This window comes from Caulobacter sp. Root655, assembly GCF_001427665.1.
Taxonomy (GTDB): domain Bacteria; phylum Pseudomonadota; class Alphaproteobacteria; order Caulobacterales; family Caulobacteraceae; genus Caulobacter.
In genome coordinates this window covers 88,799-106,002 of record NZ_LMHC01000012.1, presented here as the reverse complement: position 1 = coordinate 106,002, position 17,204 = coordinate 88,799, and the positions used below count along the sequence as shown (strand labels likewise).

Below are 17,204 nucleotides of genomic sequence, written 5' to 3'. Positions count from 1 at the left end.
ATGACCCAATCACCGCCGAAGAAGCCCGCCCCGCTGCACATCGTCTTCGCCCTGTTCCCGGATGTCACCCACCTGGACTTCACCGGCCCGCACCAGATCCTCAGCCGCCTGCCCGGCGCCCAGGTGGTGATCGCCAGCGAGGCCGGCGGCGAGATCGAAGCCGAGGGCCTGGTCTTCGCCCGGGTGGCCCGGCTGGCCGACCTGGAGCATTGCGACCTGCTGTGCGTGCCCGGCGGCTTCGGCGTCACCCAGGCGATGGCCGATGAGGCCTATCTGGCCCAACTGCGCCGGCTGGCGGCGGGGGCGCGCTATGTGACCTCGGTCTGCACCGGGTCGCTGCTGCTGGGCGCGGCCGGACTGCTGCGGGGCCGGCGGGCGGCCTGCCACTGGGCCTGGCGCGACCAACTGGCGCTGTTCGGGGCCATCCCCGACCCGGCCCGGGTGGCGCGCGACGGCAATGTGTTCACCGGCGGCGGGGTGACGGCGGGCATCGACTTCGCCCTGACCATCGCCGCCGAGATCGCGGGTCCCGACGTCGCCCAGGCCATCCAGCTGGCCGTCGAATACGCCCCTGCTCCGCCGTTCGACGCCGGCCGCCCCGAGACCGCGCCGCCGGCCGTTCTGGAGCGGGTCCAGGCGATCTACGGCCGGGGCATGGATGCGCGCTGGGCCGCGGCCCGGGCGGCGGGGGAGAGGCTGTTGGCGGGGGTCTAAGGCATCGGCTCACTTCCACACCGCCTTGGGATCTGGGTCCCGGCATTCGCCGGGACAAGCGGAATTCTGGGATTTGCTCCAGCCTGGTTAGCGGCTCTAGGCGCGCCAAATCGCCCCGCCCGCCTTGATCCGGGCGCTGACCTGCATCACAACATGGTGGTGTTCGGAGGCGCTCATGCGTTCAGTCAAAACCGCTCTCGTCGTTCTGGCGGCCCTGGCCGGCCTTTCGATCGCCCTGCCGGCCTCGGCCCAGGACGCCCCCTTCACCTACGGCGTCTGGCGCAATCCCAAGAACAGCGTGCATGTCGAGATCAAGCCCTGCGGCGGTGGCCGCGCCTGCGGCAACGTCGTCTGGGCCACCGACGAGGCCCAGGCCGACGCCAAGAAGGGCGGCACGCCCAACCTGGTCGGCCTTCAGCTGCTGCGCGATTTCCAGCTGCAGAAGAACGGCAGCTGGAAGGGCAAGGTGTTCGTGCCGGACCTCAACATGACCCTGACCGGCACGGCCGACTTCCCGAACGCCACGACCATGAAGGCCAAGGGCTGCCTGATCGGGTCCATCCTCTGCAAGTCGCAGACCTGGCGGCGGGTCGATAGCGTCACCGCCAACGCGGCGTCGTAGGGGCGGCTCGCCGCCCTAGACCGGGTCAAGCTCCGGATAGAGCCGGAAGATCCCCTCGGTGCTGAACGGGATGCGGCGCGGCGAGGCGAGATAGGCCTTGATGTTGGGCCGCGCCTCCACCCGATCGCGCACGGCGATCACCCGCCCGATCCTGGGCTCCAGTCGCTTCATGGCGTGGGGGAAAGCGTAGCGCAGACCCTCGACCGCCTGGAACAGCGACAGGTCGGCATAGGTCAGATCCTCACCGGTCAGCCAGCCTCCTTTCGGAGCCCGCTCCAGCACGGTCTCGAACCAGCCGAGGAACTTCTTCATCCTCTGGGTGCGGAATTCCCGGGCCCGCCTGGCCGCCTCGGGCTTCTGATCCTCGTAATAGAGGCCCATCCCGACCGGGTGGTGGACGTCGTGGGCCTCGGCCACCAGGTCGGCGATCGTCAGTTGCAGCTGGTTGACCCACAGCCGCCCGGCCTCGGCCTTCGGGGCCAGGCCGTGGCGCAAACCCAGGTGCAGCAGAATATTGGCCGTCTGGCCGATCACCAGGTCGCCGTCGACCAGATAGGGCGGCGCGAAGGGCGGGTGGTCCTGGGCGGCCATGTCGGCCATCAGGGCCTCCTCGCCGCCGTCGTCGCCGTCGCCGCGCGCCACGTCGACATAGGCCGCGCCGGCCTCTTCCAGGGCCAGGCGCACGAACTCGCCGCGCCCCTGGATCGTCGGCCAGTAGTGCAGTTGGTAGGTCATGCGGGGGGAAACCGTCTGGAGCGCGATTGTTCCCATTGGAGGCTGTGAATGCCCTGCGTCCTTCGAGGCTTCGCTTCGCTACGCACCTCAGGATGAGGAAATCAGCACAAAGCTCCTCATCCTGAGGCGCCCTCCAACGGAGGGCCTCGAAGGACGCGGGGCGCTTCTCGATCCTTCTTGCGTAAGGAGCCTTCAGCTCCGCGTGACCGGCGACGGCGCGCCGCCCTGCTCGATCTGGTCCATCAGGGCGTGGATCATCCGGGCATGGCCTTCGGCCAGGTCGCCGGCGAACACCGCGCGCGGGACGTCGGGGGCGATGCCGACCGCCTCGAAGCGCGTCCCCCGCGGGTCGCGATAGATCTCGCCCGGCAGGGTCAGCATCCAGCCGTTGGGCAGGGGCTTGTTCAGCTTGTCCGACAGGGCGCCGCGTGTGCGCTCGCCCACCTGCACCACGTTGGGCAGGGCGCGCATGGCCAGGGTGAAGGTCTCGCCGGCGCTGACCGTGACGTCGCTGGTCACCAGATACACGGGCCCCAGATAGCGGCGCCCGCGCGTCGGCTCGACATGGAAGGCCTGGGGAACCACGCCGCGCGCGCCGACCGCGACCTTGGTCCAGGCCAGGCGCGAGCGGTCGGCGAAGCGGCCGGCGATGCGCAGGCTGATGTCGTCGTAGCCGCCGCGATTGTTGCTGACGTCGACGATCACCGCCTTGGCGCCCTCGAAGGCCGTCAGGGCCTCGTCCAGGGCCTTGTCCAGGGCCGCGGGGTCGCCGGGGGCGGCGTCCTTGTCGAAGCCGCCCATGGTGGCGACGTTCAGGTAGCCGATCTCGCCCACCCGACCCCAGATCACCCGGTTGTTTGCCGTCTGGTGGCCGCGGCCCCTCAGCACGCCGTCCATCACCCCGCGCTTGTAGGCCTGCAGCCAGGCCTTCTCCGAGGCGGCGGGGTCGGCCTCCTTGGATTCCGAGCGCACCCGGATCAGGGTGGCGGCCTGGCCACTCTCGAATTCGCGCTCGTCGCCGCCCAGCGTGGCCTGCAGGCCGACATGCGGATCGTTGAGCCCCGCCATCAGCCCGTCGAGCACGTCGAACAGCGCCGCGTCGCTGGTCGCCTTGCCCGCCGCCTTGTCGGCGATGCGGGCCCGGGCCGGCCAGTCGATGTGGTGCTCGCGCGAGGAAGGGTAGAAGGCCGCGAAGGTCTCGGCGGTCACGGCGGCGACGCGGCGGGGCGTCCAGTCGGTCTTGGCCAGGCAGGCCTTGGGCAGGGCGGGCAGGCGGTCGAACAGGTAGGCGGTGTCGGCCGGGCCCGACGAAAAGGCGATGGCGCCTGGGCCGACCGCGCGACGCACGGCCAGGATGCCGTCGGGATCGGCCTGCGGACGCGGGTCGGCGTAGCAGGCGCCGTCGACGGCGTGGAACAGCTTGGGGCCGGCGGCGTCGATCCTGACGATGTAGCCATAGCCGCGCGAGCGCCATACGCCTTGGGTATTGGCACCCTGGGTACTGGCGCCCTGGGTGTCGGCGCCCGGGGCCTGGGCGTGGGAGGGCTGGGCGCTCGCCGTTCCGGCCAGGGCGATCACGGCTGCGACGAGGGCGCTGCGACGCGTCATGCGAATCCCCTCCATTTCAACGCCGGACCATCGGCGCTGCGGGACGGCCGATGCAAGCGTCAGCGTGGTCTTTGTGGTGGTAACGCCCTGGAAAGCCTACCCGATCCGCACGCTGGTCATCGAGATCGCCGCGAACAGATCATCAGTGAAGAACGACACCGGCTCGCCCGGCTGCTGGGCGCCCAGCACGTAGAGCAGCGGCAGATAGTGCTCGGCGCTGTTGATCGAGGCCTCGGCGTCGGGGCCCAGGCTCCGCCAGTCGATCAGCGGGCCGTGGTCGCCGGCGGCGATCAGGGCCTTGGCCTGGTCGTTGAAGCGCGGGGCCCAGTCGGGGATTTCGCCGGTGCGGAAGTTCACGGCCCGCAGGTTGTGGACGATGTCGCCGCTGCCGACGATCAGCACGCCCTCGTCGCGCAGGGCGGCCAGGCGCGCGCCGGCGTCGTAATGCCATTGGTCGGAGCGACCGCGATCCAGGCTGAGCTGGACCACCGGCACGTCGGCGTGCGGATACATCGGCCGCAGCACGCCCCAGGCCCCGTGGTCCAGGCCGCGCGTTGGGTGCTGGACCACGCGGTCGGGGGCCAGCAGTTCGGCGACCCGCAAGGCCAGGGCCGGGGCGCCCGGCGCGTCGTAGCGCACGTCGAACAGCGCCTGGGGGAAGCCGCCGAAGTCGTGGATGGTCTCGGGGTGTTCGGCGGCGCTGACCGCGCTGGCCCCCATGGTCTCCCAGTGGGCGCTGATCATCAGCACCGCCCTGGGCCGCGGCAGCTCGGCGCCCAGCCGGGCCCAGGCCTGGCTCCAGGCGTTGTCGTCGATGGCGTTCATCGGCGAGCCGTGGCCGAGGAACAGGACGGGCAGGCGGGCGGTCATCGTTGTCGATCCAATTAGACACTGTTGAAGTTACAGATAGGAACTTCCCTCGTGCGTTCAACGACGCCGGGGGCGACCATTTGGCCACAGGCGGGCCGCCGCGTCGTGGTGTCGCGCCCCGCGTCGCGACGCGTGCTTTCCCGGCGCGCCCGGCTTTGTTAAGGCGGGCGTCGTGAACGTACCCGTCCTTCCTCCCGTTGCGCCCTCGGAGGCTTCCCCCGAAGCTTCCAGCGAGGCGACGCCCGCGATGGCCTCGCCGGTGGCGGCGCGCGTGTCGCGGGCCTCCACGCGCGGCGGGGCGCTGGACCTGCTGCGGCTGCTCGCCTCGCTGCTGATCGTCGTCTACCACTACGGGGCCGAGGGGCCGATGCGCATCGAACGCTTCGGCCAGGTGTTCTCGCGCGGCTTCCTGGCGACGGACTTCTTCCTGATGCTGTCGGGCTATGTGCTGGGCCGGGCCTATGGGGCCTCGACCCTGACCGGCAAGATCAGCCACGGCCGTTTCTGGGTGCGGCGGGTCGGACGGGTCTGGCCGGGGCACCTGATCGTGCTGGCGATGATGGCCGGGTTGGTGCTGGCCCTCAACGCCCTGGGCACCGACGCCCACAAGCCCTCGCGCTTCGCCTGGGACCAGCTGCCGGTCCAGGCCCTGCTGGTCCACGCCTGGGGCTTCAACAGCGACGGCTGGAACCTGCCCAGCTGGTCGCTGTCGGCCCTGGTCGTCTGCTACGCGGTGTTCCCGTGGCTGTGGCGGGCGGTCGACAAGGTCCGCCACCCGTGGATCCTGCCGCTGATCGGGGCCCTGGCCTTCGTGGCCTGCGAGGTGCTGGCGCGCCAGGTGTTCGACCACGCCCTGTCGGACCTGCAGTTCCGGTTCGGGGTGGTGCGGGCCCTGCCGCTGTTCATCCTCGGCGTCTGCCTGGCGCGGGCCGTGGAGATGAACTGGCCGTCGGAGAAGGCGGCGCGCGCCCTGCTGATCGCCGGCTGCGGGCTGCTGGCCGTCATGCAGCCGCTGGACCGCTACGCCCTGCCCGACGAGCTGATCTTCGACGTTCCCTGCCTGATCGCCATCGCCGCCATCGTGCTGGGGGCCGGCCGGCTGCCGGTCAGGCATCCCCGGGCCTGGATCGAGGAGGGCGCCAAGCTATCCTTCGCCCTGTTCATCACCCACATCCTGGTGGGGGTGATCTATTGGAGCGCGGTCCACAAGCTGATCGAGACGGTGCCGATCGGCATCGGCTGGCAGTGGCTGATGTGGCTGGCCTCGTTCCCGATCGCCATGGGCGCGGCCTGGCTGTTCCATACTTATGTCGACCAGCCGCTGCAGGATCGGCTGTCGCCGTGGCTGCGGGGGCGGCGCTAGGGTCCGTACTCAGTTGAACGCTTGAGTTCCTGAGTAGCGTCAAAGAACCGGCGGCTGGCTGGGCCGGCGGCGACGCGTGGAAAGCGGACGTTCGGGGCTTAAACCTGTCACGGCGTGAACCGGGGGGACGGGAACACGTTTCGAGACGGACAAGGCAAGGGAGAGAGACGATGGCCGGCAAGATCACCAACTGCCTGTGGTTCGACCATGGCGAGGCGCGCAAGGCGGCGGAATTCTATGCCAGCGTCTTCCCCGACAGCCATGTCGGCGCGGCGATGGCGGCGCCCAGCGACTTCCCCAACGGCGCGGAAGGGGTGGAGCTGACGGTGGAGTTCACCGTGCTCGGCGCGCCCTTCACGGGGCTCAACGGCGGTCCGGGCTTCAAGCCCAACGAGTCCGTTTCGTTCATGGTCGAGACCCAGGACCAGGCCGAGACCGACCGCTACTGGGACGCCATCGTCGGCAACGGCGGCGTGGCCAGCGCGTGCGGCTGGTGCAAGGACCGCTGGGGCTATTCCTGGCAGATCACGCCCCGTCAGCTGACCGAGGGGGTCAACGACCCGGACAGGGCGGTGGCCAAGCGGGTGTTCGAGGCGATGATGACGATGGGCAAGATCGACGTGGCCAAGATCGAGGCCGCGCGGCGGGGCGAGGGCTGATCGGGGGGGGCTAGGGTGGGAGCAGTAGACTTTGGCGGTCGTTCTTCGGCGAGCGCTCTGCGTCCTTCGAGGCTTCGCTCCGCTACGCACCTCAGGATGAGGCGCGTTGTTGCTGAGTTCCTCATCCTGAGGCGCCCTCCAGAGGAGGGCCTCGAAGGACGCACGGCGCTTCCCAGCCTAAACCGTTCAACTGTCCACAGCTCTTAGGACGAAGGGCGAGCGACGCCGCGCCTTGAAACCTTGCTGGCGAGCTTGCTCTGGCGTCTGGCCGAGTCAAGGACGGCGCGCCGCGCCGCCGCGACGCGGCCGCCAGAGGCGGTCCTTGACTCGGCCAGACGCCAGAGCTCCCATCCTGCAAGGGTTTAAGGCGTGGCCGCATCCGGCTTGGCGGATGGGGCTTCGGTATCAATGTGTCTACACTTCTACGTCGAACCCAAGAGATTTGATCCATCGTCGGATAATATTCTGAATGATACAATGGGTCCTATATTGGTCAAACAATCGTCACGCCACGTTTGATTATTCATATACGTCGCGATGGTCCTCATCCGCTCGACCTTGGTCATCTGAAAGACTGCAAGCCAGCATCAAATCTCGACCAATTGGCGTCAGAATATAATTCAGTTCCGGAGCTTTGATCATCAATTGCCTGTTAAAGCTCCAGCCGCCGTGCATGGGTGTCAATATAACTCCGCTCGATGGAATATGTTCTTTGGCGCCGCTAGAAATAGCCATATTCTCGGCTATCTGGACTAGAACTCGCTCGAACTTTTTCGCATCTATAAGCGACCATTCACTGAAGTGATTTTTCACCAATTCATTGGGCATCTTGGCCAGAAGATTTTCCGCCATGATCGGGCGAGGGCGCAAGCTTATGCACCGCAGTCTCAGCAAATTTTGAATCGAGGCAAGACGCTTCTGCATAGGCACTTTACGCCAACGAGTTTCCGCGGCGGCCTCGGAATCTCTGTTGTAGCTGTCTAATTCCTCAAGGTTTCGAAAGCTGTCCAACCGAAAGCGCCAGAGAAGATCAAGCAATAAGACTTCGGGCCCAGAGAGTGATTTCAGAAGATCGATATAGACCTTTTGAACAGGCGATCCGTTCTCGGGCGCCGTCGCATTGGCGATTAGCCGCGCCCATAAATCCCGAACGTCGTCATCCTCCTCCATGGAGGCGGCCTCGGTAGTTCGTAGCGCATCACCGAACGGCAAAGCCTTCAACTGCTCAGCCGTATAGCCACGCTCTCTCGCGATGCGTTCCGCTTTCTCCAAAATCTTTGTAAGGTTTTCAAACCGATATAGCCGTGCGCGATCACCCAGGGTTAGGCCAAGCTCAGTGATGGCGTCGCCAAACAACCGTCCCAATGCGCCGCGCGCATCCTTGGCGGTATCGACGGCAATCTGCCCTGCTACTTTGGCCAGCTCGGGGTCCAGGGCTTCCATAGTCGCTCCGTACTATCCGTCGTCGTGAGGTGATCGGGGTGCCCAAGCTAAGGCAGCCAGACGGTTGGCTCACCATTTTCTAGCGGTGTGTAGACCGGAGCCTCGCCGCGCTCCACTAACGGGCTGAAGGGATCGCGATCACGGGCATAGAGGCCGACCATGAGGCCGATTGTATTGGCTTCCAAATCAAGCATGCAGTTGGTCATGTCGATACCTGCTTCGGTTCGCCGATATGTGCTTTCGCTGCCGTTGGGCCAATGGACTTTGAACCCGTTCATGAGCCCGACGTCGTCCGCCAGAATCTCCATGACGCCCTTGTACGCAGCATCGTAGGCATGGCCCTGGCCTGCATTGGTGCCCCATCCTCGGCGAGCCTCCCGCTCAAGCGTGAAGAAGGCGCCGATAAAGGCTTTGGCGTGAGTGATCAGGACATCGACCTCTGCGAAGGAGAGCTTAAAGGATTTTCCGAAGAGGTCATTTCGACAGCGGAAGCCCTCATCCGTGAAGATGAAATCAGAATGAGCGACGGCATTGCGGAAAGGTCCGGAGTAAAAGTCCAAGAAGATGGACTTGAGGTTGAGGCCCGCTTCATCGCCCAACTGACCGATAATCTGGATCTTCTTGCTGGGAAACAGGCCGCTCTTGGCAGCCCGCTTGCGCTCGTCCTTGGTAAGGAAATCGTAGTAGGGGTTGGGGCTGTAGCCCTTACCCAGGCGAAAGCGCAGCAAATTCAACAGCACTTCGTAGGGGGCCGACATCTCCACCACATGCGTGTAAAACAGAAGGCCGAGGCGCCACCCCGTCAGCTCGCGATCGGCAAAACGATCCTCCGGCAGCGGAATCTGCATCAGCCGGTTAAGGTCCTCAAGCACGGCGCGAGATTCCATGTACGGGTCCCAGCCGGCATCTTCCATGCCCACGACCCTAAGCAATGATGCAAATAGCTGAATGATGTCGGGCTCGGCGGGCCGTTCTGGAAAGAACAGCGGTGCCATTACGGCTTGGTATCGAGCGCGGATCGCCTCCAGTTTTTCGTTGGCCTCGTCCATCAGCTCGACTGCTCCGCTGTAGTCTCTACATTCCAGACAAAACGACGTTTCGCCACGATCCCGTGGCAGGCGTCCTTGGAGCTATCTGCAATTTGGGCGTTTGGTAGGGAGAGCCGTCGAAGATGACGACGCCCCCCTACCTTCTCCCAAACAGCTTCTCGATATCCGCCAGCTTCAGCTCCACATAAGTCGGCCGCCCGTGGTTGCACTGGCCCGAATGCGGCGTGGCCTCCATCTCCCGCAGCAGGGCGTTCATCTCCGCGCCGTTCAGCCGCCGCCCCGCCCTCACACTCCCGTGGCAGGCCATGGTCGAGCAGACCTCCTCCAGGCGCTCCTTCAGCGCCAGGGCCTGGCCGTTCTCGGCCAGGTCGTCGGCGATGTCGCGGACCAGGCCGGCGGCGTCGGCCTTGCCCAGCAGGGCCGGGGTCTCGCGCACCAGCACGGCGCCGGGGCCGAAGCTCTCGACCACCAGGCCCAGGGCCGCCAATTCGTCGGCGCGGGCCACGACGCGCTCGGCCTCGGCGGGGTCCAGCTCGACCACCTCGGGCAGCAGCAGGGCCTGGCGGGCGACGCCGCCGGCCGCCATCTCGGTCTTCATCCGCTCGTAGACCAGGCGCTCGTGGGCGGCGTGCTGGTCGACGATGACCACGCCGTCGCGGGTCTGGGCGACGATATAGGTCTCATGCACCTGGGCCCGGGCCGCGCCGAGCGGGAAGTCGACGGGGTCGAACACCGGGGCGGGGCCTTCGCTCATCCCGGGATAGGCAATGGCCGGCGGGGCGTCATAGTCGCCATAGGCCGCCTCGCGCACCGCCTCGGCCACGCCATAGCCGCCGCCAGGCTCGACCCGGGCCGAGACGTCCGACAGCCCCGGCAGCACCTGCGGCGAAGGCCGCGTCCAGCCGCCGGCCTGCCAGGCCGAGAAGCCGGCGGGCGAGGGGCCTGGTTGATAGCCGGGGATCATCGACTGCGCCCGGAAGCCCTCCAGCGCCGACGCCGCCGTGGTGGTCGAGGCCCGGTGGCCGGCCCCGGCCAGGGCGTGGCGCAGGGCCCCGACGATCAGGCCGCGCACCAGGGCCGGGTCGCGGAACCGCACCTCGGCCTTGGCCGGGTGGACGTTGACGTCGACCTCCGAAGTGTCGAGCGAGATGTAGAGGGCCGCCGTCGGGTGGCGGTCGCGGGCCAGGAAGTCGGCATAGGCGGCGCGCAGGGCGCCTTGCAGCAGCCGGTCGCGTACGGGCCGGCCGTTGACGAACAGGTACTGGTGGGCGGCGTTGCCGCGGTTGTAGGTGGGCAGGCCGGCGAACCCGGTCAGGCGGACGCCGTCGCGGGTCTGGTCGATCTCGATGGCGTTGTCCTGGAAGTCGCGGCCCAGCACCGCCGACAGCCGCGCCAGCCGGCCCTGCGGGCCCGGATGCTCGGGCGGCAGGCGGATGATCCGGCGGCCGTCGATGTCCAGCGAGAAGCCGACGCCCTCGTTGGCCATGGCCTGGCGCTTGAGCTCCTCGGTGATGGCCAGGGCCTCGGCGCGCTCGGACTTCATGAACTTCAGCCGAGCGGGGGTGGCGTAGAACAGGTCGCGGACCTCGATCCGCGCCCCGTGGTCGCCGGCGAAGGCGGCGGGGGCGACGTCGCCGACCGCCCCGCCCTCGACCAGGATCGACCAGGCGTCGCTCTGGCCCTTGGCCCGCGAGGCGATCGACAGCCGCGCCACCGAGCCGATCGACGGCAGGGCCTCGCCCCGGAAGCCCATGGTGTGGATGGCCAGCAGGTCCCACAGGCCCTCGGCGTCGGGCGAGAGCTTGGAGGTCGCGTGGCGCTCAATGGCGACCGGCAGTTCCTCGGCGCTCAGGCCGCAGCCGTCGTCGGCGACCATGATCCGGGTCAGGCCGCCGCCGTGGGCCTCGACCTCGATCCGGGTGGCTCCGGCGTCGATGGCGTTGTCGACCAGCTCCTTGATGGCGCTGGCCGGCCGTTCGACCACCTCGCCGGCGGCGATGCGGTTGACGGTCTCGGGCGGCAGGCGGCGGATCGGCATGCGGGGCGGGCTTTCAGGGGCGGACGGCGAGCCGGTCATCCTAGATCGATTCCGGCGACTCTTGAGGATCACAGATAGGGATTGGTCGTCCAAGATTGTCATCCCGGACGAGCGCGCGGCGCGAAGATCCGGGACCGCCGGAAGCACATGCGTTCACGCGCCGGTCCCGGATCTTCGCTACGCTACGTCCGGGATGACAGGCCTTGGTTGGAGATTCGGCATGCGGCGATCGACATTGGGCCTCGTCGTCGTGCTGGCCCTGGCCACCCACGCCCCCGCCCACGCCCAGGTCATCGACGACCCCGAGGCCAACGTCGTCGATGAGCTGGTCGTCAGCGCCAAGCTGCCCGGCCCGGCCTGGTGGCGGATCTCCGACGGCGACACCACGATCTACATGCTGGGCGTGCTGCAGGCCTTGCCCGAGGGCCAGGGTTGGGACAAGTCGGTGCTGGAGCGACGGCTGACCGGGGCCTTCGCGGTGATCCTGCCGCCGGAGGGCAAGGCCGGGCTCCGTGACCTCCCCGCCGCCCTGGCCCTGCGCGGCCGGTTGAAGTCCGACACGCCGCTCGACGTCGCCGCCGCCAGCCTGGCGCCCAAGCTGGTCAGGGCCCGGGCCACCCTGGGCAAGGCTCCCGACGCCTATCGCCAGTGGAGCCCGCTGGGCGCGGGGGTGATGATGGCCGGCGACTATCGCAAGGCGGTCAGGCTGGAGCCGGCCGAACCGGAGCGCGCCATCGCCCGGTTGGCCCGCAAGCATCGGGTCAGGGCTCGCCCGGCCGCGACCTACAAGGCGATGCCGGTGATCAAGACGGCGGTGCGCGGGCACTCGGCGGAGGCGGGGCTGGTGTGCCTGGAAGGGGTGCTGGACGAGGTCAACGCCGGAGCCGGCGCGACGCGGACCGCCGCCCGGGCCTGGGCGCTGGGCGACGTGCGCGGCGCGATCAGCGGGCCGCGCAACTTCCAGCGCTGCCTGCTGGGCCTGCCGGGCATGGCCGAGCTGGAGCGGCGCGGAACCCAGGACGAGGTCGAGGCGCTGAGCGCGGCGATGAAGACGCCGGGCCATGCGGTGGCGGTCTATGGCGTGCGGGGCCTGGTGGCCCGGGACGGGGTGCTGGACCAGATGCGGGCGCGAGGGTTCGAGGTGTCGACGCCGGGGGATTGAGTCCTCCCCCCGTGGGGGAGGCGATCGCGCAGCGATCGGTGGGGGGAGTTTTGAGAGATCGGATCACTCCCCCCACCGTCGGCTTCGCCGACACCTCCCCCAGAGGGGGAGGACTTAAAGAAAAAGGCCCGGAAGCTTTCGCCGCCGGGCCTTTCCAGAATTCAGCGAGCGTCGAAGCCTACAGGCCCGGCAGCTTGATCTTGCTTTGCTTGTCGCGGGTAATGACGATCGCGCCGTTGCCGGTCAGGGCCTTGAGGCGGGCCTCTTCGGTGGCGGCGTCGACCGGGGCGGCGTCAGTGGCGCCGGTTTCCGAGGCGGTGGGGGCGGCGGTCTTGTCGCCCTTCTTCCAGAACATCACCTTGCTGGCGAAGCTCTCGTCCTTGTGGGCCAGGTCGCCGTTCTCGTCGTCGACAACGAAGCGGATCAGCGGGTCGGCCTTCTCGACGCCGGCCTTGGACACCAGCAGCTTCTCGCCGTCCGAGCGGGCGGCGGCGTTGCTCTGGCCGATCAGGGCCTGGCGCGCGGCGCTTTCCGGCTGCAGTTCCTGCGGGCGCGGCTCACCGGGCGCCGGCGGGCGCAGGCTGTAGTCGGGCGGCACCACCAGGGGGGCCTTGGTGACGACGCGGAACTCGTCGGGAACCACCTTGTTCATGCCCAGGGCCTTGGAGGCCGTCTGACAGCCGGCCAAGCCGGTGGCGGCCACGGCGACCAGTGCGCTCAGGGTCGCGACCCGATAGAAACTCATGAAACCCATGCTCCAGCGGCCCGCCCCCGGGTAGGCCAAATTTCGGACGCCCTCGATACGACATCCGGGGCCGGGCGCCAATCTTCCTTGGAAACGTGGCCACGTTAGGGCGTTAAAGCCAACGGCTTCATATTGAAACGCCTCAACCCCACTACCGTTTTCCCGGCGAAGGCCGGGATCCAGATTCAGCCTGAGCGGCTCATGGGTTTCATCTGGGCCCCGGCCTTCGCCGGGGAGGCGGAGGAAGGAGAGACCGCGGAGAATCGGATCTAAAGCCCGTGTCCGTCGGGATGGGCGAGAGTCTTCTCCTCCGACAGGAAGCTGTCCAGCAGCAGCAGCGCCACCCCGACGGTGATCCCCGAATCGGCGACGTTGAACACCCACGGGAAGTGCAGGCGGGTGACGTCGATGAAGTCGACCACATAGCCGTAGCGGATGCGGTCGATCAGGTTGTTGCCGAACGCCCCGCCGATGATCAGGCCCAGGCCGCCGGCCATCAGCCAGCGCGTGGTCTTGCGCGCCCAGATCGCCAGGCCGACCACGACGGCGGCCGAGAAGGCCGTCAGCAGCCAGCGGCTGAGCTCCGAGCCCCGGAACAGGCCGAAACTCATGCCCTGGTTATGGACCATGGTCAGGTGCAGCGGACCCAGCAGCGGCTGGCTGGCGCCGGGGTCGGCGCCCAGGGTCGACAGGATCCAGGCCTTGCTGACCTGGTCCAGCACGATGGTGGCGATCGCGATGGCGTAGGCGATCCAGCCGAGGCGGGTGATTTTGGGCATTCAGGTCGCTTTCTTGGATCCTCTCCCGGAGGGGAGAGGAAGGGGCCCGCCGCGTAGCGGTGGGAAGGTGAGGGGTTACGCCTTCGCCAGGTTTCCCCGGCGCCTTAACCCCTCACCCTCCCACGCCTGGCGGCGCGGGCCCCTCCCTCTCCCTCTGGGAGAGGGTGATCTTAAACCGCGTGCTTGCTATCCCACCACGCCACGGCTTCGGCGTCGCGCAAGGACAGCTCCGGATAGCGGGGGTCGCTGCCGACCTCCGGCAGGATCCTCCACGAACGGGCGCATTTCGCGCCTTCCGCCAGCTTGACCTCCGCCGCCACGCCCTTGACCTCGTCCAGGGCGAAGGCGCCAGGCGCGTCGCCGGCGGTCAGGGTGGCGGCGCTGGTGCGGAACACCTCGGCGGCGTCGAGGCCGTCGAAGGCGGCCAGCAGGCCGGCGTCGCTGATATGCACCACCGGCGCCGCCTCCAGGGCCGATCCGATCCGCTTGTCGCGGCGCTCGATCTCCAGGGCGCTGGTCACCACCGAGGTCACGGTCTCGACCTTGGCCCAGCGCGCGGCCTCGGCGTCGTTGCGCCACGCCGCCGGGGTCTCCGGGATCACCCGCAGCACGTTCGAACCCGCCTCGGGGAAGCGCGTCTGCCACGCCTCTTCCATGGTGAAGCTGGTCAGGGGCGACAGCCACACCGTCAGGCGCTCGAAGACGTAGTCCAGCACCGTGCGGTAGGCCCGACGGCGCAGCGCGGTCGGGACGTCGCAATAGAGGCTGTCCTTGCGGATGTCGAAGAACAGGCTGGACAGGTCGCCCTGGCAGAAGTCGATCAGCGGCCGGATCACGTCGCTGAACCGGAAGGCCTCGTAGGCGGCCCTCACCTGGCCGTCCAGTTCCCACAGTCGGTGCAGGATGTACTTCTCCAGCGGCGGGAAGTCGGCGTAGTTCGTCACCCGCTCGGCCTCGTCGAAGCCGGCCAGGGCCCCCAGCAGGTAGCGCGTGGTGTTGCGCAGCTTGCGATAGGCGTCGGTGGTGGTGGCCAGGATGGTCTTGCCGATCCGCTGGTCTTCCGAATAGTCGACCATCGCCGCCCACAGCCGCAGGATCTCGGCCCCGCTCTCCTTGGTGATGGTCTGCGGCTCGACGGTGTTGCCCTTGGACTTGGACATCTTCTCGCCGTTCTCGTCCTGGGTGAACCCGTGGGTGAGAACCGCCTTGTAGGGCGCGTGGCCGCGCGTGCCGCAGCTTTCCAGCAGGGACGACTGGAACCAGCCGCGGTGCTGGTCCGAGCCCTCCAGATAGAGGTCGGCCGGGCTGCGGCTGTCGGTCCGGCCTTCCAGCGTGAAGGCGTGGGTGCAGCCGCTGTCGAACCAGACGTCGAGGATGTCGATGACCTTCTCGAACTTGTCGGGGTCATGGTTGCCGAGGAAATCGGCGTCCGGGCGCTCGAACCAGGCGTCGCTGCCGCCCTCGCGGATGATCGCCAGGATGCGGGCGTTGACGTCCGGGTCCATCAGCGGGACGCCGGTCTCCTTGTCGACGAACATCGCCAGCGGCGTGCCCCAGGCGCGCTGGCGGCTGACCAGCCAGTCGGGCCGGGTCTCGACCATCGCCCCGATGCGGTTGCGGCCGGCCTCGGGGTGGAAGGCGGTGTCGGCGATGGCCTGGACGGCCGTTTCGCGCAGGGTCTTGCCGCCTTCGACGGCCGCATCCATGCGGATGAACCACTGCGGGGTGTTGCGGAAGATCACCGGGGCCTTGGAGCGCCAGCTGTGCGGATAGCTGTGCTCGACCCGGCCGCGGGCCAGCAGGTTGCCGGCCTCGATCAGCTTGTCCATCACCGCGCCGTTGGCGGGCCCGAACTTGCCGGCCTTCTTGCCCTCGGTCTCGATGATCTTGAGGCCCGCGAACAGCGGCACGGTCGGGAAATAGGCCCCGTCGGGATCGACGGTGTCGGGGATCGAGTCGAGGCTGTGGCCGCTCTTCAGCCAGACCAGGTAGTCGTCGGCGCCGTGGCCCGGCGCGGTGTGGACGAAGCCGGCGCCGGCGTCGTCGGTGACGTGCTCGCCGGCGAGGAGGGGGACGTCGTAGCCGTAGCCTGTTTGGGGGTCAGGTTCGAACTGGGCCAGCGGGTGGGCGCAGATCAGGCCGGTCGGATCGACGGGCTCGGCGCGGCGCCATTTGGCGATCTTCGCGGCCTTGGCGACGTCGTCAGCCAGCTTGTCGGCGACGATCAGCCGGTCGCCCGGCGCGGCCCAGGGGGCGAAGGCCAGGTCGGCCTCCATCTCCTCGACCTCGTACAGGCCGTACTCGACCTTGGGCCCGAACGAGATCGCTCGGTTGGCGGGGAGGGTCCAGGGCGTCGTGGTCCAGATCACCACCGAGGCGTCGTTGGGCGGCAGGCGGAAGACGTTGTCGCCGGCCTCTGCGCCCGACAGGGCGTAGCGGTCCTCGTCATAGGCCTTGACCGGGAACTTCACCCACACCGTCGGGCTGGTGTGGTCGTGGTACTCGATCTCGGCGTCGGCCAGGGCCGTGCGCTCGACCGGGCTCCACATGACAGGCTTGGAGCCGCGATAGAGCTGGCCGCTGGTGGCGAACTTGTGGAACTCGGCGACGATCGTGGCCTCGGACGTGAAGTCCATGGTGGCGTAGCGGTTCCACCAGTCGCCCAGCACGCCCAGGCGCTGGAACTCGACCTTCTGGGCCTCGATCCAGCCGGCGGCGTATTGCCGGCAGCGCTCGCGGAACTCGGCGGCCGGCACCTCGTCCTTGCGGCGGCCCTTGGCGCGGAACTCTTCCTCGATCTTCCACTCGATCGGCAGGCCGTGGCAGTCCCAGCCGGGCACGTAGTCGACGTCGTAGCCGAGGGCGAAGCGCGAGCGGACCACGAAGTCCTTCAGCGTCTTGTTGAGGGCATGGCCGATGTGGATGGCGCCATTGGCGTAGGGCGGGCCGTCGTGCAGCACGAACAACTCCGCTCCTGCGGCTTGGCGGGCTGCACGAACGGCGCCGTACAGGCCCTTGTCCGACAGGGCCGCCCAGCCCTCCAGGATCTCGGGCTCCTTCTTGGGCAGACCGCCACGCATCGGGAACGGGGTGTCGGGGAGGAAGACGGTTTCGCGGTAGTCGCGAGCGGGCGTGGCGTCGTCGGCCATGGGAGAGCTATCCAGCTTGGAGTGTTCGAAAAGTGCGGGTGGTCGTCCCGGCGCGCGCTGGAATCTCGTCCGGCGGCGTCACGCCGGGCGGTTAATTCGCGGGGTTTTCCGAACGAAAGGCATGGGCGGGGGATAGCAGAGGCGGAGGGGAGGGGCAAACGGGATGCGAAGCTCGGAGCTCAGCAGGACGGTGTCAGCTCCGGTTCCCCCAATGGTTGTCATCCCGGAAAGCGCGCAGCGCTTGTCCGGGACCCAGGGGCGGCTGCAC

14 protein-coding genes are annotated in these 17,204 nt (G+C 68.1%); 5 read left to right on the top strand and 9 right to left on the bottom strand.

What is annotated here, in order from left to right; translation table 11 throughout:
- Both ASD79_RS09560 and ASD79_RS09555 read left to right on the top strand, forming a co-directional pair.
- Positions 1 to 714, top strand: a complete 714-nt coding sequence (locus tag ASD79_RS09560; RefSeq protein WP_056720942.1) for a DJ-1/PfpI family protein — start codon at positions 1 to 3, stop codon at positions 712 to 714.
- 175 nt (positions 715 to 889) lie between these two features.
- The gene (locus tag ASD79_RS09555; protein WP_056720939.1) at positions 890 to 1,336 is read left to right on the top strand and encodes a DUF2147 domain-containing protein; all 447 of its coding nucleotides are present in this window, start codon (positions 890 to 892) and stop codon (positions 1,334 to 1,336) included.
- Between the two features lie 15 nt (positions 1,337 to 1,351).
- Here the strand turns inward: ASD79_RS09555 and ASD79_RS09550 are convergent, their stop codons facing one another.
- The 3 genes from ASD79_RS09550 to ygiD all read right to left on the bottom strand — a co-directional run bounded on the left by ASD79_RS09550 (position 1,352) and on the right by ygiD (position 4,549).
- Positions 1,352 to 2,071, bottom strand: a complete 720-nt coding sequence (locus tag ASD79_RS09550) for a glutathione S-transferase (protein WP_056720937.1) — start codon at positions 2,069 to 2,071, stop codon at positions 1,352 to 1,354.
- A gap of 192 nt (positions 2,072 to 2,263) precedes the next feature.
- Positions 2,264 to 3,679 (bottom strand): S41 family peptidase, encoded by a 1,416-nt coding sequence (locus ASD79_RS09545; RefSeq protein ID WP_056720936.1) that lies wholly within the window; start codon positions 3,677 to 3,679, stop codon positions 2,264 to 2,266.
- A 96-nt stretch (positions 3,680 to 3,775) separates the two neighbouring features.
- Positions 3,776 to 4,549 carry a 4,5-DOPA dioxygenase extradiol gene (ygiD, locus tag ASD79_RS09540; protein WP_056720934.1) on the bottom strand — a complete coding sequence of 258 codons (774 nt, stop codon included), beginning with the start codon at positions 4,547 to 4,549 and terminating at the stop codon, positions 3,776 to 3,778.
- Between the two features lie 247 nt (positions 4,550 to 4,796).
- On the opposite strand from ygiD, the gene ASD79_RS09535 reads away from it, so the two are divergent.
- Positions 4,797 to 5,912, top strand: coding sequence for an acyltransferase (locus tag ASD79_RS09535; protein ID WP_056720933.1), 1,116 nt, complete (start codon positions 4,797 to 4,799; stop codon positions 5,910 to 5,912).
- A 170-nt stretch (positions 5,913 to 6,082) separates the two neighbouring features.
- On the top strand, positions 6,083 to 6,571 hold the full coding sequence (locus ASD79_RS09530; protein ID WP_056720932.1) for a VOC family protein: 489 nt from the start codon (positions 6,083 to 6,085) through the stop codon (positions 6,569 to 6,571).
- A 519-nt stretch (positions 6,572 to 7,090) separates the two neighbouring features.
- Here ASD79_RS09530 and ASD79_RS23185 read toward each other — a convergent pair.
- The 3 genes from ASD79_RS23185 to mutL all read right to left on the bottom strand — a co-directional run bounded on the left by ASD79_RS23185 (position 7,091) and on the right by mutL (position 11,101).
- Entirely contained in the window at positions 7,091 to 8,014 is a 924-nt protein-coding gene (locus ASD79_RS23185) for an Abi-alpha family protein (protein ID WP_082584865.1), read from the bottom strand.
- Between the two features lie 47 nt (positions 8,015 to 8,061).
- Positions 8,062 to 9,063: a hypothetical protein gene (locus tag ASD79_RS09525; RefSeq protein WP_056720930.1), complete on the bottom strand. Its 1,002-nt coding sequence runs from the start codon at positions 9,061 to 9,063 to the stop codon at positions 8,062 to 8,064.
- A gap of 136 nt (positions 9,064 to 9,199) precedes the next feature.
- Positions 9,200 to 11,101 (bottom strand): DNA mismatch repair endonuclease MutL, encoded by a 1,902-nt coding sequence (gene mutL, locus ASD79_RS09520; protein WP_056720929.1) that lies wholly within the window; start codon positions 11,099 to 11,101, stop codon positions 9,200 to 9,202.
- A gap of 220 nt (positions 11,102 to 11,321) precedes the next feature.
- Here mutL and ASD79_RS09515 point away from each other — a divergent pair, with 220 nt between their 5' ends.
- Positions 11,322 to 12,263 carry a TraB/GumN family protein gene (locus ASD79_RS09515; protein WP_056720927.1) on the top strand — a complete coding sequence of 314 codons (942 nt, stop codon included), beginning with the start codon at positions 11,322 to 11,324 and terminating at the stop codon, positions 12,261 to 12,263.
- 178 nt (positions 12,264 to 12,441) lie between these two features.
- On the opposite strand, the gene ASD79_RS09510 is transcribed toward ASD79_RS09515, so the two are convergent.
- The 3 genes from ASD79_RS09510 to ileS all read right to left on the bottom strand — a co-directional run bounded on the left by ASD79_RS09510 (position 12,442) and on the right by ileS (position 16,936).
- The gene (locus tag ASD79_RS09510; protein ID WP_056720926.1) at positions 12,442 to 13,008 is read right to left on the bottom strand and encodes a DUF3035 domain-containing protein; all 567 of its coding nucleotides are present in this window, start codon (positions 13,006 to 13,008) and stop codon (positions 12,442 to 12,444) included.
- A gap of 269 nt (positions 13,009 to 13,277) precedes the next feature.
- On the bottom strand, positions 13,278 to 13,787 hold the full coding sequence (lspA, locus tag ASD79_RS09505) for a signal peptidase II (RefSeq protein ID WP_056720924.1): 510 nt from the start codon (positions 13,785 to 13,787) through the stop codon (positions 13,278 to 13,280).
- A gap of 170 nt (positions 13,788 to 13,957) precedes the next feature.
- Positions 13,958 to 16,936, bottom strand: coding sequence for an isoleucine--tRNA ligase (ileS, locus tag ASD79_RS09500; RefSeq protein WP_056720922.1), 2,979 nt, complete (start codon positions 16,934 to 16,936; stop codon positions 13,958 to 13,960).
- Positions 16,937 to 17,204 lie beyond the last annotated feature (268 nt).